Source organism: Microlunatus phosphovorus NM-1 (assembly GCF_000270245.1).
Taxonomy (GTDB): Bacteria; Actinomycetota; Actinomycetes; order Propionibacteriales; family Propionibacteriaceae; genus Microlunatus; species Microlunatus phosphovorus.
Genome location: NC_015635.1, coordinates 805,826 through 824,032, shown reverse-complemented (window position 1 = coordinate 824,032; position 18,207 = coordinate 805,826). Strand labels below are relative to the sequence as shown.

20 protein-coding genes and 1 tRNA gene are annotated in these 18,207 nt (G+C 63.9%); 15 read left to right on the top strand and 6 right to left on the bottom strand.

What is annotated here, in order from left to right:
* Positions 1-34 precede the first annotated feature (34 nt).
* Both MLP_RS27845 and MLP_RS03610 read left to right on the top strand, forming a co-directional pair.
* Positions 35-1,951: a hypothetical protein gene (locus MLP_RS27845; protein WP_013861648.1), complete on the top strand. Its 1,917-nt coding sequence runs from the start codon at positions 35-37 to the stop codon at positions 1,949-1,951.
* Between the two features lie 458 nt (positions 1,952-2,409).
* Positions 2,410-4,005 (top strand): hypothetical protein, encoded by a 1,596-nt coding sequence (locus MLP_RS03610; protein WP_041789688.1) that lies wholly within the window; start codon positions 2,410-2,412, stop codon positions 4,003-4,005.
* Positions 4,006-4,784: 779 nt separating this feature from the next.
* Here MLP_RS03610 and MLP_RS27840 read toward each other — a convergent pair.
* The 4 genes from MLP_RS27840 to MLP_RS27255 form a co-directional block, all read right to left on the bottom strand.
* Complete coding sequence (locus MLP_RS27840; RefSeq protein ID WP_013861646.1) at positions 4,785-6,209, bottom strand: ApeA N-terminal domain 1-containing protein; 1,425 nt, start codon at positions 6,207-6,209, stop codon at positions 4,785-4,787.
* A 347-nt stretch (positions 6,210-6,556) separates the two neighbouring features.
* Positions 6,557-6,979: an NUDIX hydrolase gene (locus MLP_RS03595; protein WP_013861645.1), complete on the bottom strand. Its 423-nt coding sequence runs from the start codon at positions 6,977-6,979 to the stop codon at positions 6,557-6,559.
* Positions 6,976-7,620, bottom strand: a complete 645-nt coding sequence (locus tag MLP_RS03590; protein ID WP_041789685.1) for an NUDIX hydrolase — start codon at positions 7,618-7,620, stop codon at positions 6,976-6,978. The genes MLP_RS03595 and MLP_RS03590 overlap by 4 nt, the downstream gene beginning before the upstream one ends.
* Positions 7,621-7,682: 62 nt before the next feature.
* Positions 7,683-8,051 (bottom strand): GntR family transcriptional regulator, encoded by a 369-nt coding sequence (locus tag MLP_RS27255; protein WP_013861643.1) that lies wholly within the window; start codon positions 8,049-8,051, stop codon positions 7,683-7,685.
* A gap of 109 nt (positions 8,052-8,160) precedes the next feature.
* On the opposite strand from MLP_RS27255, the gene MLP_RS03585 reads away from it, so the two are divergent.
* The 10 genes from MLP_RS03585 to MLP_RS03540 all read left to right on the top strand — a co-directional run bounded on the left by MLP_RS03585 (position 8,161) and on the right by MLP_RS03540 (position 15,290).
* A complete protein-coding gene (locus MLP_RS03585) occupies positions 8,161-8,562 on the top strand; it encodes a hypothetical protein (protein WP_013861642.1) in 402 nt (133 codons plus the stop codon).
* Entirely contained in the window at positions 8,559-9,032 is a 474-nt protein-coding gene (locus tag MLP_RS03580) for a hypothetical protein (RefSeq protein WP_013861641.1), read from the top strand. Before MLP_RS03585 ends, MLP_RS03580 begins: the two co-directional genes overlap by 4 nt.
* Positions 9,029-10,534 carry a hypothetical protein gene (locus tag MLP_RS25995; protein WP_013861640.1) on the top strand — a complete coding sequence of 502 codons (1,506 nt, stop codon included), beginning with the start codon at positions 9,029-9,031 and terminating at the stop codon, positions 10,532-10,534. Before MLP_RS03580 ends, MLP_RS25995 begins: the two co-directional genes overlap by 4 nt.
* Positions 10,527-10,913: a hypothetical protein gene (locus tag MLP_RS03570; protein ID WP_156821013.1), complete on the top strand. Its 387-nt coding sequence runs from the start codon at positions 10,527-10,529 to the stop codon at positions 10,911-10,913. Before MLP_RS25995 ends, MLP_RS03570 begins: the two co-directional genes overlap by 8 nt.
* Entirely contained in the window at positions 10,913-12,349 is a 1,437-nt protein-coding gene (locus MLP_RS03565) for a replication initiator (protein ID WP_013861638.1), read from the top strand. The genes MLP_RS03570 and MLP_RS03565 overlap by 1 nt, the downstream gene beginning before the upstream one ends.
* A 200-nt stretch (positions 12,350-12,549) precedes the next feature.
* On the top strand, positions 12,550-12,765 hold the full coding sequence (locus MLP_RS03560; RefSeq protein WP_041789684.1) for a helix-turn-helix transcriptional regulator: 216 nt from the start codon (positions 12,550-12,552) through the stop codon (positions 12,763-12,765).
* Positions 12,766-12,794: 29 nt separating this feature from the next.
* A complete protein-coding gene (locus MLP_RS03555) occupies positions 12,795-13,178 on the top strand; it encodes a hypothetical protein (RefSeq protein WP_156821012.1) in 384 nt (127 codons plus the stop codon).
* Positions 13,179-13,210: 32 nt separating this feature from the next.
* The gene (locus MLP_RS03550) at positions 13,211-13,504 is read left to right on the top strand and encodes a transposase (RefSeq protein ID WP_013861031.1); all 294 of its coding nucleotides are present in this window, start codon (positions 13,211-13,213) and stop codon (positions 13,502-13,504) included.
* A gap of 20 nt (positions 13,505-13,524) precedes the next feature.
* Positions 13,525-14,394: an IS3 family transposase gene (locus tag MLP_RS03545; RefSeq protein WP_041790759.1), complete on the top strand. Its 870-nt coding sequence runs from the start codon at positions 13,525-13,527 to the stop codon at positions 14,392-14,394.
* 56 nt (positions 14,395-14,450) lie between these two features.
* A complete protein-coding gene (locus MLP_RS03540) occupies positions 14,451-15,290 on the top strand; it encodes a tyrosine-type recombinase/integrase (RefSeq protein ID WP_013861635.1) in 840 nt (279 codons plus the stop codon).
* A 6-nt stretch (positions 15,291-15,296) separates the two neighbouring features.
* On the opposite strand, the gene MLP_RS03535 is transcribed toward MLP_RS03540, so the two are convergent.
* A tRNA-Lys gene (locus MLP_RS03535) sits at positions 15,297-15,372 on the bottom strand.
* Positions 15,373-15,721: 349 nt separating this feature from the next.
* Positions 15,722-16,105, bottom strand: coding sequence for a DnaJ family domain-containing protein (locus MLP_RS03530; protein WP_013861634.1), 384 nt, complete (start codon positions 16,103-16,105; stop codon positions 15,722-15,724).
* Between the two features lie 116 nt (positions 16,106-16,221).
* On the opposite strand from MLP_RS03530, the gene MLP_RS03525 reads away from it, so the two are divergent.
* Genes MLP_RS03525 through MLP_RS03515 form a run of 3 tightly spaced genes read left to right on the top strand, consistent with a single transcriptional unit; the run spans position 16,222 to position 18,199 of the window.
* A complete protein-coding gene (locus MLP_RS03525) occupies positions 16,222-16,932 on the top strand; it encodes a hypothetical protein (protein ID WP_013861633.1) in 711 nt (236 codons plus the stop codon).
* Positions 16,929-17,816 carry an EamA family transporter gene (locus MLP_RS03520; protein ID WP_013861632.1) on the top strand — a complete coding sequence of 296 codons (888 nt, stop codon included), beginning with the start codon at positions 16,929-16,931 and terminating at the stop codon, positions 17,814-17,816. Before MLP_RS03525 ends, MLP_RS03520 begins: the two co-directional genes overlap by 4 nt.
* Positions 17,813-18,199 carry a YidH family protein gene (locus tag MLP_RS03515; protein ID WP_013861631.1) on the top strand — a complete coding sequence of 129 codons (387 nt, stop codon included), beginning with the start codon at positions 17,813-17,815 and terminating at the stop codon, positions 18,197-18,199. The genes MLP_RS03520 and MLP_RS03515 overlap by 4 nt, the downstream gene beginning before the upstream one ends.
* The last annotated feature ends 8 nt before the right edge of the window (positions 18,200-18,207 follow it).

Here is an 18,207-nt window from a genome sequence, read left to right as displayed (position 1 = left end):
CAAGCTCGTCCATCGGGTCTGCAAGACTGTTTGAATGGCCACCAGGCGAAAGAAGAAGGCGGGCAAGCCACGGCTCACACCTGACGAGCGAGCGGCGGCTAAGGCGTTAGCCGCAGATGTCCGTGGTCGACGAGTTAAGCCCACTTTGAAAGATTACGAACGCGTCGCGAAGATTGGCCAGGATCGAGTTGTCGAAGCTCTCATATCCCGCCACAACCTGCGAATGAGTCGCGTATCTTCATTGCCCGCGTCGTATCGATCGGAGGTTATGACGATCACAGTTCCGCTCTCAATGGTGGACACGGCCTTGTCTCGGATGGGAGCCAATCCGAAAAAGCATCCTAACGATTACTCCGGTGAAGCGGCCGACCATTACGCCTGGGCTACGTCTAGCATCGTGTCCGCGGTTCGGTTGATGCTGGTGGGCCAGGTTGTCGGTGCGGCCGCGGTAACTCGGCACCTACTGGAGCGGTGGACTCTTCACCGTGCCTACAATTGGAAGATTGTGAAGGACCCGGGTGAGGCACAGCTTGACTATTTTGCACGTGTTTGGAGCACACCGCAGCAGCTGGGTCCCATGATCGCGCCACCAGTTGGCTATTCGATTGATGAAGGTCTTCCGGGCGATAACGAGGTCATCACCACCGACCATGAAGAACCCTCCCCAGACCATCTGCACGTTGAACTCAGCGATGGACGTGAAATCTGCCCGGCAGTAGTCTATTCATATTTGAGCGAAGTTCTTCACGCACGGGAGTTTACAGATGCAATTGCTTGGGACGCTGGACCGTTACTAGAGACTCCGTCCAGCTTCCCTCCGCAAGCGTTCGCATGCGCGAGCCTTATAGGTGACGGTCTAGCTCTCTGCATGCGCCAGATTAGGCTTGCCACCATGACGCTCGCCCAGGAGCGCCGCGATCAATCGACAAAGTCCGCTCTAGGCGCGCTGAAGGATACCTATAGCGAACCCAGCGAGGCCGAAGTCCGTGCGGACAAAGAGCGAGATCCGATCGACAAAGCATTTGTCGGCAGCAACAAGTACGAACTAGCTACACCGCCCTTAGCAGCGCTAATTCCTCTCTTGCCCGAGGAAGGGCTTTCGCAGGGTGCACTCCGAGCACTCCAAAACGAGGCATTCAAGTATGAGCAACTACTCAAGGGATTCCGACCAGCCGGGAGGCTATACAGAGACGACGAATTCACTTCGATATATTTCTGCTGGAAGCGGCTGCGAAGCGCCAGGTGGGCGATTAGTGCGTTGGATGACGAACGCGCGCTGCTAGGTGACGAGTTCAATCTAGATTCCCTGAGCGGGAGGGCGACGAAATGGGTCGTCGTCACCGAAATTGCATCGTTGGCATCAATGTGGATTGAAACAAGTGAGGCATCTTCGGCGCTGGCCCTTTGCGGCACTGGTACAAGGTCGGCGTATTGGCTATGGCTCGAAGATGATGACCGAGCCATGGCCGTTTTGCGGTGCGTCTTGGAGCAGGTCGCTCGCGCACGTGCATGGCGCCTGAAGCCCGAGAAGGCGAGGCGCCTCGAGGATCGCCCTCAGACTCGTCCACGAGATTGGCTTGAGCTTGCGGGATGGCGCCGCCTGACACCGTTGAATAAGGCGCTGGGCGAGTTCGCACATACGCTGCGAGATTCACGGTGGGGTGGAGCTCGCCTCTTGCTGGCTGACCTACAAGTGGATGCAGATCCAGACCGAGCACCGTACACGGCACGCGGCGGCGCCCTTGAACTCGTTTTGGCGCTGTTGGCAATGGAGTCTCACTCCTGGATCGCCGGGCTGTCAGAGAACCTGGCATCAACACTGGGCGAAGTGTTTGACTCGATGGGCCTCATGCTCGACACCGCAACTATCGATCAGACTCTCAACCATATTTGGACTCATCGCGAAGCGGACCTTGGCCCGCCAACTTTCACTCAGATGCCCTCCGCGTAGCGTGGGCGCAAGAACAGGTGCGGCGGCCCGCGACAGCGGATGGCCTCATAGAGCGGGCGTCAAGAATTCAGCTCCTTTCGAAGGTGCTTCCTTCTTCGGGTGGCGGTCAGCCCTGTGAAAGGTCTCAAGGGGGCCTCACCTGTCGATACCTCATAGAGACCTTCATAGCCGTAGAGTGCTGGCCTGGCTTTTGGTTCGTGCCAGGTATCAACCACATTGGGCCATTCGCCCAAGAGAAACTCAACGACCTTGACTCCTGCTGGCTTATGGTTCGGTCCTTGCCTCCTGGCACTGCGATAGGCTGACTTTTCCCAGGGTCTGATGAGTAGCCACCGAAGCAACCTAACGAGGCTCCGCCTCGGACCGTCGAGGTTGGTGGTCGGGTCGGCGGGTTGATCTGGTCTGGGCGGTAGCGGTGTCGGGGTTGGTGGGTCCAGCCTGGTCGCAGGGGGTGCGTGATGACCAGTCGTGCGGTGAGGACCTCAGATCTCTTGGCCGGGCATGTCGATCTTGATGTGTCGTGTCTGGACCGGATCTATCTCAACGGGTACGTGCCGAATTTACAGGTCGGCGGGCAGGTGGTGTCGTTCCTCGCGTCGCGGGGGTTCCCGATCCCCTCACCGGCGGTGGTGGGTCGGATCGGTGACCAGTTCCGGGCCTCGGTGCGCTCGTTCGCCGACAACAACAAGATCGCGATGGTCACGTTTCGTAAAGGTGACCGCAAGATCGAGAAGATGGCCCCGTATCTGGCCCGGCAGGCCAAGACAGGCCGGCCGGGGGTAGCCGCGATCGGCTGGGCGCAGGAGTTCCAATGGGTGGCCTCGTGCACCACGACCCCGGCCCACGGTGGCGGCGCCCCGCACTTCGGCTGGGGCCGGGCCGAACGCCGGGTGACCTGCTACTACTTCTATGTCTGGGACGACGAGTTCGGACCGGCGTTTGTCAAGATCGGCTCCTACTTCCCGTACCCGATCAAGGTGTGGTTGAACGGCCACGAATGGGCGAAGCGACAAGCCGACAAGGCGGGGATCGGCTGGACCGCCTTGGCGAACGGATTCGCCACCTGCACCGATCCAATCGGGTTGCAGACGATCTGCGACCACCTCGGTCCGGTGCAGATCCAGGCATTTTTCGATCGTTGGCTGGACCGGCTCCCAGTGCCGCTGACCGACCAGGACCGGGCCCACGGGTATTGGTGGGAGTTGTCGATGCGGCAGATCGAGGTCTCCCGCACGATCGTGTTCGACCAGCCCCGTAACGGCCGTGCGTTCTTCGAAGCGCTCGCGGCCGACAATTTGGATCTGGGCCGGCCCGAGCGTCTCGAGCTGATCTTCGGCAGGAAGATCCTGCCCTCGACGACCGGCGTCTTCGCTACCCGGGTCGTCACCCGCGGTGTTGATGTGACCATCAACGCCGGTTACAAGCACTCCCGGGTCAAGGAGTACTTCAAAGAAGGCCGCGCTTTGCGGATCGAGACCGTGGTCAACGACTCGACCGATCTCGGCGTGAAACGGCGCCTGGTCCACCTGCCCGAATTGCAGGCCAAAGCCCGTGACGTGAACCGCCGACTGTTGGATCATGAACATGTCGGTCGGGGCTGCGTCCTCGCGAGTCCAGCCTTTGAGCGGATCGCGCAACCGTCGGTCACCGACGGTCGGAGGGCCCCAGCCTTGAGGTTCGGCGACCCTCGGGTCCAAGCCCTGGCCGGCGCCCTCGCCGTCACCGCCCACCTGATCGGCGGCCTGTCGAACAAAACCCTGCGACCCCTGGTCGAACAACTCTACGGCCAGCCCTACAGCCGCGCCCAATGCTGCTACGACCTGCGCCGACTCCGGCTGAAAGGGCTGATCGAGCGGCTGCCGCACTCCAACACCTACACCCTGACCGACGACGGACAACGCTTCGCGATCTTCTACAGCAAAGTCCACAACCGGCTACTACGACCATTGCTGGCCGCTAACCAGCCACCCGCCCCACTCGAAGTCCGACAAGCCCTCCGCGTCCTCGACAACGCCATCACCGACTACATCAACGACGCCAGAATCGCGACCTGAAAAGTCGGCTCAAGACTCAAACACTTAGCGACCAAGGATCGCTAGCCCGGCATACAAAATTGACGGCGCGTTGCCACCAGCGCAAAGTAGGGGGCCATCGACGTAGTTCTTGGTCGTTGCTTCGGCGCTTCCAGTGCTGCCCCCTGTGGTCTCGAAACTCAGCGATAGCAAATCCACCAGCTTCAGCAGGATCCAATGACATGGTTGACCGACCCATGACGAGGCGGTCTTCAGTCACCACGAGGTGTGACAGGTTAACTGTCCACCGATCTTCCTCCTCGAACCGGTGTTGCACGTAGTCAACAGACACGACTGCGATCGGTCTGTCACTCTCATTGAGTATCTGGACCTCAGCTCTTTCGAACCCCTTGTTGTTAGGGTTGCCATTTACGAGCGTCCAACTTTCTTCAACTCGTACGACCACGTCACGAGCCTGGGCAGATCGGCTGTCATCGCGTTCCTTGCGACGATCCCTTTGGCCCTGCCAGAGGAGATATAGAGCCACCAGTGCCGTCAGAAGCGTACCGACGGCCTCAGCTGCGTTCCAGTTCACCTGCCCCCCTCAACTCACTCACTGCGTGCAAACATGCATCGGTATCACGATAGGACCGAGACCGATTGAACCGACACATGGCCGTTCGACGGACGGCCGGCCGGTGCGATTCAGGAGCTGTGACCCAAGGCCCGTCCTCCTGCGAACGCCAGCTTGGATCCTATGATCTCGGAATAAGTTGGTTTCAGACCTTGCCAACTTTTGCGAGTCACCCATGTCGAGAGAGTCACTTGATCTGGCTGTGTCCGTGCAATCTCTGGTTCCATTGTTTCCAGTACGGGGAGTACTCAGCCAGCCTAGCCGCCAACTCGTATAGATTAGAGTTGGGATGTGAGGCGATTTTCTCGTCGCGAAAGATGAAGATCTCACCATTTGCTCCAGGAGGACCTTGCCTGTTGGTAAATCCGCATTCCACCAGCAGTGCCAGGCGGAGAACGACGGTGACTGATAGATCACAAGCCCATAGCAGTTCAGTATCGGCACTAAGGCCGTCGCTCAACTGGGAACCATGGGTTAGCGAGTTTCGAACTTTCGCAACCACATCTGCCCACACCCCGAGCTTCGGACCTAGCAGCCAGGCGGCCGATTCTTGACCAAGTGATCGAGCGAGACCTACTAATTTAGTAGACAAAGTACCCTGCCTCTGGTACTCCAACTGCTTGATGAGGTACTTTCTCGTGTCTCTTGCAATCTCGCCTACTTCGAGAGCTTTCTCGACTTCTGCAACCAGCAGGTGATGCTCTTGCGAGATGGGCACAACACGAGTGGCTGCAAGTGCCTCAACGCCGTTCGCGCCCTGGATGAGGCGGCTCGACAGGTACATCGCATCTTCTCGGGGAGCCGCAGCACTGCAAGCCACAAGCGCTGTTTGGTGCAGGTTGTGCCATTTATTGACAAAGGAGGCAAAACCAATCTCGGAGGTATCAAAGAAGGGGTCGTGTAAACCAGTAGATGCCCACCGCGCCCCCTCGATCTTGTCTTGTTCTTCGAACCAGAACCCACCGTCTCCCAGCGTCTCCGAGTACATCGTCACATCAAACGCGGACATCGGCTCATTAGTGATTAGAGAATGAAGGCGTTGAAAGCTCAAACAAATGAAGTCTATTTCGTCGAGCGACATCCCCGTTTTCTTTGAGACGACGTAAATGGCGAACTTCTCGGTGCTCTCATTAACTAAGGTTCTGGAACGAGATGATGTACCTAGAAGCCGTATCGTAGCGCCATTGTGGAGTTCTGCCGTAAGTTCGGAATTGTAATCGGCCACAGGGCTGTTGGATGCACCGCGCTGTGACGCGTAGTTCAGCGGCGATGGACCGAACCAATACAAGAGCCCGGGTAGCTTAAAGGTGAAGTGGCGAAACGCACTGGTCCGATCGATGTGACCTCCCCGAATCACTCGCTGGACGGTCCAAGTCTGCGTCTCGATTGGCGGGTCAGTCCAAGAGGTTGGCAAGGCGTTGAGTAGCGAGATTGGACCCTTCGGCGTTGTGCCCCAGATCGTTTGAGAGTTTCCGAAGCCAGGCTCGGGCAAGTCTCCGAACTTTCCATAGATCGACAGCTTGGCATCGCGCTCGGCAGACTTTTCGAGGTGGCCGTGACACTCCGGTCCACCACCCGACAGTGTCCACGTGCCAGTGACCTCAAAGTTCATGCTTTGCCCTCCGATCTTGCAGCTGCATTTTGGCTGTGAAAGTGCAGCCCGGCAGGTCGCTGCGTTAGCAGTTCAGCCTCAGGATAGAGAAGGTGGGTTGCGAAGGTCTCCTGAACCTCCGGTTCGAAGTGCTGACGCCCACTCGGCGGGACGGGCCACTGCATGGGCGGGGTTTGGTGTGGCCGCGGCCCGCAGCGAAGCGAGGACACGCAAGGCCACACCAAACCCCACCCCGCGGCCGCAGGCCGCGCTTGAAGGAGTACAGAAACTACTCACGGCACGGGGCAGAGGGACGGCCATGTGCCCGATGCTGTCGGTGCTTGGCAGCGAGTGTGTCGCCGGCTCGGTCAGCTGGCGTCGGCTGTCAAGGTGCTGTCGAGGTAGTCCTGGACCACTGGTGCAAAGCCGTAGGGGACGAAGGTGGAGAAGTCCGCGGGCTTGACCCATGCCAGGTCGGCTAGCTCATCTTCGTCGGCGACGTGAGCGGTGCCACTGACAATCTCGCAAGCGACGTATGCCATGCGGCGGCCAGTCTTGGGGTGGATGCGCTCGCCCAGAAGCTGCTTTGGGGTCACGGTCAGCCCAGTTTCCTCAACAGTCTCCCGGGCAGCAGCCTCTTGGAGGGTTTCACCTGATTCAACCTCGCCAGCGGGGAATTGCCACGACAGTGAGCCCTCCTTCACCCTGCGCTGCACCAGGAGCACGGCTCCGTTTCTCGTGATGATGCCGGCGGAGATTGCGGGACGGTCGTCGCTCAGTGTGGTGCTCATGTGCGTGCTCCTAGTGCGTCGAGTACGGGCGGAAAGATGTTGGCGAGCGGGATGAACCGTGCGAGCGCCTCGATAGGCGCCCAGAGGACGCTGGCATTCTCCACGATGTCCAGGTTGGTGGCTTCACCTGCGAGGTACTCGCATAGGAAGTACCTGCAGTACACGTTCGTCACCGGGTGCACGCGTGCACCGATCTCTTGCGGCGCTCCGGCATCGACGGCGGTCTCGATCTTGGTCTCTTGGATCGCTACCCGAGCGGCCGACTTCTCAGGCTTCACGACGCCCGCAGGGAACTGCCAACTGAGTAGGTCACCGTCGCGACGTTGGACGAGCAACACGTGACGCTCCCGAACGACGATGGCTATGGCGACATGGAGGCCTACCGGTGCCGGCACCTCGCTAGGTGCAGAGGCTCCGAATCGAGCCTGAACCTCGGCCGATGCCAGCCCGAGTGCGGTGTCTAGCGCGCGTTGCATCTCGGGGCGAGGTCGCCGATTGGGCTGCGCGTGCCATGTGGCGATGGTGCGGGCATTGATGCCCAGTGCGTGCGCAAAGTCCTCGTTTGAGAACCGAAGGGCACTTTGTAGCCGCGCTGCATCGGCCCCGGTCCATGACTCGGGAGGGTAGGTCACGCCTGTCATTGCACCTCGTTTACACCAACCGTCTACTTACTACGTGCAGCGTAGATGCAGCGCAAGTGCTCTCAACGTTCATGGTGAGGGGGCTCACTCTGGGTCAAGTTTGAGCCATGGATTTCGACAGCCGTGACTCGCTTCTCCAGTGCACCGAGGGCGCTCTCTACGCGAGCAAGCCTGGCTGCCAGCGACAACGGCTCCTCTGTGGCTGGTGCTGCCAGGACTTCCGCCGGAACACCTCGCCGCGACGCGATGACGCCTTCGTCAGCCAACGTGTTGAGTGCCTGTTTGACGGTCATATGCGACACGTCGAACTCCGCTCCAAGGCCGGAGATAGATGGCAGTCGCGAGCCAACGGGATAGGTCCCGTCGCTTATGCGGGTTCGGATCACTTTCGCGACCAGCTGGAACCGGGCCAGCGGCCGACCGTCATCCATGTTGCACAGCCTAAACGGCGACGGTGAGGACCACCCGTTGCATACTTAGCTATACATAGCTAGCCTAGTTCTGTCCACACTCCGTGGGCGAAAGCGAAAGGAGCCAGGGATGGCGATCGAACTGCAGGTGTCGTCGGTGACGGCGTTGGTGATCGATGGGCCGAAGGAGCGGCAGGTGTACCGGGGCAAGGGTGACAAGCGGGAGGCGTCGGGCCGGCTGACGGATGCGGAGGGGCGGCCGTTGTCGGGGGTGGCGGCGGTGGTGATGGCGGATCCGTTGGGCATGTTGGGTGAGGCGACGGTGCTGTTGCCGGATGTGCAGGCGGCTGGTTTGGTGCCGGGGTCGGTGATCCGGGTCGAGGGCACCACGACGGCGAAGTTGGCCGGCGGGGACTATGCGTCGATCCGGACGACGGTGACGGGTGAGCGGGTGACGCCGATTGGTCTGTGGCAGGACTGGATCGCTGCGCAGGGTCGTCCGCAGAAGGCCGGGGACGGACGAGCGGCATGAGGACCTTCGACCCACCGGATACGGATCCGTCCGCGCTGCTGGCGGGGCTGCGGATCTGGGCGGCCGGCTATGCAGCGGATGAGGCGGCGGTCGAGCTCCTGGCCCTGGTCGCGGCCGACGTGCCGGGCTGCTTGAACGCCGCCGTCTGGTGGGGCTCGCCGTGGCTGGTGCCGTGCCCTCGCCCCGGGGTGTGGTCGTTGGACGGCGCTGCTCTGGCTGAGGCTGTCGAGTGCTTCCCGGCCCGCGTGCGTCCGGTGCTGCTGGTGGCGTCGGCGTTGACGGTCGACGGTGCGTTGGTCGAGATCGGCACCACGTTGGCCGGAGTGCCGCCGGCCTGGATCGGTCCGGTGTTCGCCGCTCTGGCTCACGCTGCCGGCTGCCTGAGGGTGCAGCTGGTGCACGACGATCAGGCTGAACCGGGCCTGTTCCCTCTGCTGGATCGTTTGCCGGTGTTGGACGGTGCCGCATGAGCAGCGGTGTTGCGGTACTCCCGCAGGTCGGGCACGGTCTGCGTCGTCTCGGTCGGGGCCTGCGGGTGGTGTCGGCTGAGGTGCGGTGGTGGCTGGCTGGTGGGTGGCGGCTGCTCCGGACCGCGCCTCGACGGGCAATGACATGGTTGACAGGTCTGGGGTTCGCGGTCTGGGCGGACGTGACCTGGCTCCTCGCCGTCCTCCTGGTTCTCGTTGTGCTGCCTGGCTTGTATGCCCGATGGTGGCCGGCGTCGTGGGAACGGCGGTGGAAGCACCCGGCGTGGCGGCGTCGGATCCGTCGCCGTGTCCGGCGGACGTGGCCGCAGCTGATGGAGGCGTGTGGACTGTCCCGCCGCGTGCCTGATGTGACTGGCGCCGCGCAGTTGACGGTGCCGGAGTTGCGGCAGATTCGCTGGGAGGACCCGGATGTGCTGGTCACCGTGCCGCGGTTGATGCTCGGCCAGACCGTTGACGATGTGGTCGTCGTGTCGGATCGGCTGCGGGTAGCTGTCGGGTCCCGGCAGGTCCGGATCGTCCCGAACGATGCCCAGACCGGCTGCACTGTCCGGTTCTTGTTCGGCGACCCGCTCGCGCCGGTTTTCTACGCCTCGATCCCGGACCTGGATGCGCCGGCACAGTTCGAATGGGTCGAACTCGGGGTCACCGAAGACGGGCAGCCGTTTGGGGTGGCGATCCGGCGGTCCAGGCTGACCGGTGGTGCGTCCGGGTCCGGCAAGGCCGGCATCATGCACGCCACCGCCTTCGCCCTAGGGCCGGCGGTCAAAGCCGGCCTGGTGCGGATGAACGGCATCGACCTCAAAGGCGGCATGGAACAGGCCATGGCCCGACCGATGTACACCCGCTACACCTCCGACTTGGAGGAAGCAGTGGTGATCTTGGAAGACGAGGTCCGCGCCTGCAAAGCCCGCGCGGCGAAGATCGCCGGCATTGTCCGCACCCACGAGCCGACCGTGGCCGAGCCGCTGTCGATCACGGTCATCGATGAGCTGGCGCAGCTGACCTCCTACGCCACGGACACGAAGCTGATGAAACGCGCCGATGCGGCGTTGCGGTCCCTGCTCACCTTGGGTCGCGCCCCCGGCTTCCTCGTTCATGCGTATGTGCAGGACCCGCGGAAGGACACCGTGCCGCAACGGCACCTGTTCCACGAGTTCACCGGGCTCCGGCTGAACGACCGGGACGAAGTCGCCATGATCTTCGGCGACGGGGCGATAGCGGCCGGGGTCGCGTGTCACAAGATCCCGTACTCCACCGCCGGCATCGGCTACGCCATCGATGAGCAGCACCGGGTGACCCGGTTCCGGGTCGGTCACGTCACCGACGACATGATCCGCACCACCGCAGCCCGGTTCCCCGCACCCCGGCAGATCCCGGTCGTCATCCCCCAGGCCGACGACCAGGAACCGCCGGCGCCCCGAGCACGGGCCCCCCGGAAGCCCCGCGCGCCCCGCACCCCGCCTGGCGGTGGCGACGATGACTGAGCAGCTGACGCCGTCACGGTCGTCGCGGTTGGAGCCGGTCAGCCTTGCCGTGGCGGTGGCGGAGTACCGGCGGCTGGCCTACCGGGCGTTGGTCCTGCAAGCCATGCACACCACGCTGCCGCCGGTGTGGCAGGCCACCGACGACGACGGCACCGACCTGCTGGCCCTGGCCGCCGGCTGCGGCTGCGTCGGCCCGGAGGAACGCGCCTGTCGGCATTGGGAGTTGTGTCTGGCTGCCGCCGTTTGGCTCGATACGGCCGAGGAGTGGGCTGCCGGCACCGAGCGGGCTGCGCGGATTGAGTACTTCGCCGAGCTGGAACGGGTCGCGGTCGGCGTCGAACCCTGGATCGCCGCCCAGCAGCCCGGCACGGGCCGCTGATGCTCGCCACTGCGGAACTGCCGGTCGGGTTGCGGGCGGAGGTCACCTCTCGGTTGGCGTCGCCGGATCTGGGGCGGTGGCTGGCGCAGGTGCAGCAGGTCGGTGCCTGCGCCCGCCCGATCCGCCTGGTCGGCTTCTCGGACACGATCGACGCGGTCACGGGAGAAGTCCTGCGCAGCTTCACCACTTCATCGGAGCCGGACGGCCTCGCCTACACCCGCTGCGGCAACCGGCGACGCAAGGTGTGTGAGTCCTGTTCGCACCAATACCAGGGCGATGTGTTTCACCTGATCATGGCCGGCGCCGGTGGCGGCATGAAAGACGTGCCGGCCGAGATCGTCACTCACCCGTTGGTGTTCGCGACAATGACGGCTCCGTCGTTCGGCCCGGTGCACGCGTCGAAGAAGCCGGGCCGGCCCGGCTCCCGGCGGTGCCGCCCCCGGTCTGGCACGGGCCGTCAGCTGTGTGCGCATGGCCGGCCGTTGTGGTGCATGAGCGTCCACGACCACGACGCCCCGGTGGTCGGGCAGCCGTTGTGCGCGGACTGCTACGACTATCTCGGGCATCTGGTGTGGCAGTGGTGGGCGCCGGAACTGTGGCGCCGCTTCACCATCACTCTGCGGCGCATGCTGGCCCGGCATGTCGGGCTGTCGGAGACCGCGTGCAAGCAGCTGGTCCGGGTCCAGTTCGCGAAGGTCGCCGAATTCCAACGACGTGGCCTGATCCACTTCCACGCCCTGATCCGACTCGACGGGCGACCCGTCGCTGGCGACCCGTTCCCACCGCCGGCCGTGGCTGTCGACCCCGACACCCTGGCCCGGCTCATCCACCAAGCAGCTGCACAGGTTAGATACGACGCACCTGCCATCGATGGCGCGGATGTGGTCCGCAGCCTGCGCTTCGGCGCACAGGTCGACGTGCGGGCCGTGCACGGACAGGCAGACCGGGAGAACACCGCCGGCGCCGAGTTGCACCCCGAGACGGTCGCCGCCTACGTGGCGAAGTACGCCACCAAAGCCGCCGCCGATCTGGTTGGCGAGCAGTCCGGCAACACGCACCTGCTCCGGGTGAAGAAACTGGTTAGAAAGGTGGCGGTGCGGGCGCTCGCCGGGGGCCTGATGGCCGAAGACAACCCCTACCGGGGGTTGGGTCGGTGGGCCGACATGCTCGGCTTCCGCGGCCATTTCGCGTCGAAGTCCCGGCGGTACTCCACCACTCTCGGCCGACTCCGGCAGGCCCGACGTGACCATGTCCGGTCGCGGCTCAACGCTGCCCAAATTGGTGAGGCGGTGCGGGTGGGTGACGACGGAGACCTGGCCGAGCTCGAGCACACCACGCTCGTGGTCGGGTCGTGGAGGTTCGCCGGCATCGGATGGTTGACCGGCGGCGATGCCGCGTTGGCGGCGGCGTCTGCTGCTCGGGCTCGGGATGACTGACGGGGCTTGAAATGACGTGCGCTGGTAGCCCGCAGCTCGGCCTCCCCGATGACTAGCCGCACGTGGTCGGAGGTCCGGTTGTCAAGGGTGAGCGGAGCGAGTCCAGAGGACCCGTAGGGCCCTTGACGACTGGTCCGGAGACCAGATCATCCGAAGTCGGGGAGGCCGAGAACCCAATCAGGCAGGGAAGGTGGTTGATCATGACGAAAGTGCGTGGGGTGTCGGAGATTTCTGATCGTCTGTGGACGGTGCAGGAGGTGAGTGAGTACCTGGGCGTGTCGGTGGCGACGTTGTACGGGTGGCGCAGTGCCGGTGTCGGTGGTCCTCCGTGCCGCCGTGTCGGGGCGAGGCTGCGCTATCGGCCGCAGGACGTGCGCGAGTGGGTGGCGTCGTTGTCGACTGAGGTGTGGTCGTGAGGGTTCTGGGCCTAGGTGAGTGTGGCCAGGTGTCTGTCGTTCGTGAGGGCAGCAGGTATGTGGCCTACATCCGCTACCGGGACTTCTCGGGTCGGATGCGCAGGGTGAAGCGGGCTGGGCGGTCGAAGGCCGAGGCGTCTCGTCTGGTGCTCCAGGCGGCGACGGATGCTCTGGACCGTGACGGCGATGATCAGTTTACGGTGCGGTCGACGTTTTCGGAGGCTGCGGCGGAGTGGCTGGTCATGTTCGAGGCTCAGGTGGAGCGTGGGACTCGGTCCCCGTCGACGCTGGATGAGTACCGGCACGTGATCAAGAGGGTGGTCGACCCTGGGGTGGGGGCGCTGCGGCTGGGCGAGGTCAGCACCCCGCGTCTTGATCTGGACTTCCCCCCGTTTGACGGACACCTGACCTGAGGTGGCCACTGGTCACCAGGGAGGATGTCGTTGTGCCTGCTCCTCACCCGCCTGAGTTCCGCCGTCGTGCGGTCGAGCTTGCTCGTGAGCGGTCCAAGCCAGTTGCTGAGTTGGCGAAAGATCTGGGAATTTCCGAATCGTGTCTGCGTCGCTGGATGGAGCAGTCCGAGACCGACGCTGCCGGTGGTAGCGAGACGGCGTTGACCAGTCGGGAGAAGAAGGAGCTGGTCGAGCTGCGCCGGGATAAACGGCGCCTGGAGATGGAAGTCGAGATCTTGAAAAGGGCGGCCGCCTATTTTGCCCAGGAGAATGTTCTCCCAAAATAGTGTACGGGCTGGTCCATGAAATGGCCGATGACGGGATTGATGTCGCGGTGGCTTGCCGGGTGCTGAATGTGTCGCGGTCGGGATACTACGACTGGCGCGGCCGGCCTGCATCGGCACGGGAACAGGAGAACACGCTGCTGTTGAAGCTGATCGAGGAGATCCATGCCGATGAGGACATGAAGACGTACGGGGCGCCGCGGGTGCACGCCGAGCTGGTCTTGGGGCACGACCTGCAGGTGAACCAGAAGCGGGTCGCCCGGCTGATGCGCCAGGCCGGCATCCAGGGCCTGTACCGGCGGCGTCGGTCGTGGACCACGATCCGGGACCCGCACGCCATCCCCGCCAAGGACCTCGTCAACCGCCGGTTCACGGTGGACGGTCCGAACCGGTTGTGGCTGACCGACATCACCGAGCACCCGACGGTGGAGGGCAAGGTGTACTGCGCCGCGGTCATGGACGCCTGGTCCCGCCGGGTCCTGGGCTGGTCCATCGACGACAACATGCGGAAGGAGCTCGTGGTCGACGCGCTCGGGATGGCGGTGCTGCGGCGCAACCCGATGGACGTCGACAATAACACGATCATGCATTCCGATCACGGGTCGCAATTCACATCGTGGGCATTCAGTCAGAAAGTCTATGATGCCGGGCTGGTGCCGTCGATGGGCAGTGTGGGCGACTGCTACGACAATGCGATGATGGAGTCCTTCTGGGAGAGAATGCAACTCGAGCTGCTCGATTCGCAGGTATGGTTCACCCGGGACGAGCTTGCCAACGCGATGTTTCGATGGATAGAATCATGGTATAATCGGAGACGTCGGCATTCGAGTATTGGAATGCTGTCGCCGATAGAGTTTGAAACCCGTTCCACAGGGTCAGACCGTCCGGGCTGACCCTCAACCCCGAGTGTCCGTGGAACAGGGGGAACCTCAATCGTTTCGTTCAGGGCGTGTTGGTGGAGCGCGGCTATGCCACAGCGAAGCTGACGCGGACGGTTCTGTCGGGGGTCTGCGGCTGGCTGGTCCGGCGGGGCGCGCTGGGGGTGAATCCGGTGCGGGAGCTGACGCCGTTGGAGCAGGATCGGGATCGTCGGGCGCGGGCGCTTTCGGCGGTGGAGGTGCGGCGGTGGCTGGCGTTGCTCGATGGTGACGAGGTGGCTCGGCGGCACGACTTGCCTGAGTTGGCGCGGTTCATGCTGGCGACGGGGCTGCGGCTGGGTGAGGCGTTGGGGGTGACGTGGGCTGATCTTGACCTGACGGCTGGGAGGCTGGTAGTGCAACGGACGATCATCCGGGCGCAGGGCCAGGGGCTGATCGCGAAGCGGGTGAAGTCGCGTGCCTCGGAGCGTGCGCTGATGCTGCCGCCGTGGAGTGTCGAGCTCCTGCGTGGCCGTCGGCGGCGGACGGGCGGTTTCGAGGGCCCGGTGTTCCCGGACGCGAAGGGTGGTTGGCGCGACCGGAGCAATGTCGGGAAGGTGTTCCGGGCGGTCCGCGAAGGCTCGGACTTCGACTGGGTGAAGACGCACACGTTCCGGAAGACCGTGGCGACGCTGCTGGATGAGAGCGGGGCGAGTGCACGGATGATCGCGGACCAGCTGGGGCACTCGCGGGTATCGATGACGCAGGACGTCTACCTGGGTCGTCGGGCGGGGAACGGCGGCAACTTGGCCGCGCTGGAAGCGTCGAACCCCGATGCGTCCCCGGTGGGCGGGGATGACGATTTGTCCCCACATGTGTCCCCGACGCCGTTTGTTCAGGCTTCCAAGTCCCCCGAATCACCGTCTGACTAGGTGTGTTGGTGGGCCCCGTGGGACTCGAACCCACAACCCGCGGATTAAAAGTCCGCTGCTCTGCCAATTGAGCTAGAGGCCCTCGTACGTAGAGGTCGAAGCCAACGTACGGACTGACATTCAACAGCACGGCTCGGTCCGACGCGACTTCGATCTCGCCTCGACTCCCGCGACTGGTAGTCGTTCTTGGCCCGCGGGCGCCGACCGCACGCGATTCTTGCGTCTGCGGCGGTCGTTAGTGGCCCACGGGCGGCAGCCGTCCGTGACTCCCGCGCAACCCCTGCTCGTTTGTGACCCACGGGCGCAAGCCGTCCGTAACTCCCGCGCAACCCCTGCTCGTTTGTGACCCACGGGTGCAAGCCGTCCGCAACCCCCACCCAGCTTGGGCTCGTTTGTGGCCCACTGGCGGCAGCCGTACCAGCGACCAAGGACTACGAGCCCTTCCGCTCGCGCCATTCGCGGACCACCCGATCGGCGTCGACGGATCGGACGAAGATGTTCGGGCCGTCGACACCGCGGCGACGGCTGTCGGCGATGCGGGCGTTCAGGTCGGCGACCACCTCGCGGACCGCCGCCTCGGTCCGACAGCTCGCAACCGTCTCAGAGATCTCGGCGACCTCCTTGCGGAGCAGCAGTGGGCCGGGCAGTACGCCGGTGATGTTCTCCCGCTCGATCAGTCCCTTGATCCACCAGTTCTCGTCCTCGCGACCATCCAGTCCCTTGATCGGCTTGCCTTCGCCGGGCAGGTTGTCGAACTCACCACGCTCGGTCGCCTCTCGGATCTGTCGGTCGATCCAGGTCTCGAAGCCTGTCATCGTTTACCTCCCATCCCGCGCACCGACCGCCGTTCTCAGCACCCGCCCAGATCTCAGCCGCTCACAGCTACGTCCGACCAGGCTACATAGGTCAACGATGTGGCAGGCTGGCCGCCGTGGAGGGCTGGCAGATCGGGCTGATCGCGGTGCTCGTCGTAGGAGTGGCCGTGATCGTCTTCGGTGCGTTGAAGGATCGCCGGACCAACGAGCGACGAGTACGCGAGATGCTGGCGCCACCCGCGCGTGACATTCCAAGATTCACTCCCGACTCCCCCACTCCGCACTACCTCTCCGAGCTACAGGCCCGCCGCCCGCCGAACAGCGCCGAGTCAACGGCCCTGACCCCCGAGGAACGCGCCGAGCTCCAAACTGCGATCGACTCACCAGGCGTCACCACGATCCGCGCCGGCTATGCCTCCCGCGACCTCGTCACCGATCAGCCGACCGGATGGTCAGTGCTGCGACACCCTGCTGTTCTGGTCAGCACCGAGCCGATCATCACGATTCGGGAGCTGCTCGGCGTCCTGGAACGGCAGCTGCCCACCTCGCGACCCCTGGTCGTCGTCGCCCCAGCGATCAGCGAGGAGCTGATCGGCACGTTCGAGGTCAATCACATCCGGCAGCTCCTGACCGTCCTGCCGGTCGTCATCCCCGACGACCCCGGCGCACTCCGCCAGATCGCCGAAATCACCGGAGCAACGCCGATGTCGCGTACCGATCTGCAGGCCGGATACGTTCCTCCCCACGCACTCGGCTCCTGCGCCACCTGGATTGCCGCGCCCGACCGCAGCTATCTGCTGCCCGACGCCACTCACTCCGCCGCATGAGCCATCCCCGCAGCCGATGGGCCTATCTCGCCACACTCACCCCCATCATCTTCGCCACCACCTACCTGCTCACGACGCAGTTCCTGCCGCCCGGCCGGCCCATGCTCGCCTCCATGATGCGATCCCTCCCCACCGGGCTCGTGCTCGTCCTCGCGACTCGTACCTGGCCGCCGCGCGGCTGGTGGGGCCGGTTCCTGCTGCTGTCTGTGCTCTATTGCTCGGCGTTCTTCCCGCTGCTCTTCATCGCTGCCTATCTGCTGCCCGGCGGTGTCGCGGCAGTGATCAATTCGGTGACCCCACTGATCGTGGTCGTCCTCTCGGTTCCCCTGCTCCACAAAGGAATCCGTACGATCGATATCGTCGCCGGCGGTCTCGGGATCCTGGGCGTCAGCCTGCTGGTGCTGCGCTCCAGTGCCCGGCTCGACGGGTGGGGCATTCTCGCAATGACGGTCGGCGTGATCATGATGGGCTTTGCCACCGTGCTGACGAAGCGCTGGGGGCACCCACCCGGCTGGGGCGCGGCCGGCTTCACCGGGTGGACGTTCCTGCTCGGCGGACTCGCCCTGCTGCCTTTCACCCTGGCGATCGAAGGCCTGCCCACCTCATTGACACCCGCCAACATCGGCGGGTTGATCTATCTCGTGCTGATCAGCGGAATCCTCGCCTATGGCCTGTGGTTCTGGGGTCTGCAGCGCCTACCCGCCACCGCCGTCAGCTTTCTTGCGCTGCTCAACCCGGTGATCGCGGCCGGCCTTGGCTGGGTGGTACTCGACCAGGCGCTCAACGGCTGGCAACTCGTCGGCGCCGCCATCGTGTTGCTCTCGGTGCTGCTGGGGCAGAACCTGAAGCTCCGCCGCGCGACGCCAGTAGCATCCAAGTCGTGACCGACACCGATCCCGAAGCAGACCGCCGCTGGCCGCGGGCGGTCTACGGCGTCGGCTCCGAGCCCGATCCGCGCTTCTCCCTGGCCAACGAACGCACCTTCCTCGCCTGGATACGCACTTCATTGGGCTTCTTGGCGGCCGGCGCCGGTGTCGCCGCGTTCGCCCACGCCGTCGGACAGCTCCGATTCGAGCTCAAGCTCGTCTCGCTGCTGCTGCTCGTCTGCGGACTGGTTTGCGCGGCCGGCTCGTTCTTGCGCTGGACCCGCCACGAACGGGCGATGCGTACCGGCGAACCGCTTCCCTCTTCACCGGCCATGCCCCTGCTGACCGGGGTCCTGGCTGCCGTGGCCCTGCTCGCCATCATCGCGGTCGGCCTGGTATAGCCGTGGCG

Excerpts from the sequence above, each read along its gene's own strand:
- MLP_RS03560 (WP_041789684.1), top strand. The coding sequence starts at position 12,550 with ATGACGAAAGTGCGTGGGGTGTCGGAGATTTCTGATCGTCTGTGGACG.
- MLP_RS27840 (WP_013861646.1), bottom strand. The coding sequence starts at position 6,209 with ATGAACTTTGAGGTCACTGGCACGTGGACACTGTCGGGTGGTGGACCG.
- MLP_RS03520 (WP_013861632.1), top strand. The coding sequence starts at position 16,929 with ATGAGCCATCCCCGCAGCCGATGGGCCTATCTCGCCACACTCACCCCC.
- MLP_RS03580 (WP_013861641.1), top strand. The coding sequence starts at position 8,559 with ATGAGGACCTTCGACCCACCGGATACGGATCCGTCCGCGCTGCTGGCG.
- MLP_RS27255 (WP_013861643.1), bottom strand. The coding sequence starts at position 8,051 with ATGGATGACGGTCGGCCGCTGGCCCGGTTCCAGCTGGTCGCGAAAGTG.
- MLP_RS03570 (WP_156821013.1), top strand. The coding sequence starts at position 10,527 with ATGACTGAGCAGCTGACGCCGTCACGGTCGTCGCGGTTGGAGCCGGTC.
- MLP_RS03610 (WP_041789688.1), top strand. The coding sequence starts at position 2,410 with ATGACCAGTCGTGCGGTGAGGACCTCAGATCTCTTGGCCGGGCATGTC.
- MLP_RS03595 (WP_013861645.1), bottom strand. The coding sequence starts at position 6,979 with ATGAGCACCACACTGAGCGACGACCGTCCCGCAATCTCCGCCGGCATC.
- MLP_RS03585 (WP_013861642.1), top strand. The coding sequence starts at position 8,161 with ATGGCGATCGAACTGCAGGTGTCGTCGGTGACGGCGTTGGTGATCGAT.
- MLP_RS03545 (WP_041790759.1), top strand. The coding sequence starts at position 13,525 with ATGGCCGATGACGGGATTGATGTCGCGGTGGCTTGCCGGGTGCTGAAT.
- MLP_RS25995 (WP_013861640.1), top strand. The coding sequence starts at position 9,029 with ATGAGCAGCGGTGTTGCGGTACTCCCGCAGGTCGGGCACGGTCTGCGT.
- MLP_RS27845 (WP_013861648.1), top strand. The coding sequence starts at position 35 with ATGGCCACCAGGCGAAAGAAGAAGGCGGGCAAGCCACGGCTCACACCT.
- MLP_RS03530 (WP_013861634.1), bottom strand. The coding sequence starts at position 16,105 with ATGACAGGCTTCGAGACCTGGATCGACCGACAGATCCGAGAGGCGACC.
- MLP_RS03590 (WP_041789685.1), bottom strand. The coding sequence starts at position 7,620 with ATGACAGGCGTGACCTACCCTCCCGAGTCATGGACCGGGGCCGATGCA.
- MLP_RS03565 (WP_013861638.1), top strand. The coding sequence starts at position 10,913 with ATGCTCGCCACTGCGGAACTGCCGGTCGGGTTGCGGGCGGAGGTCACC.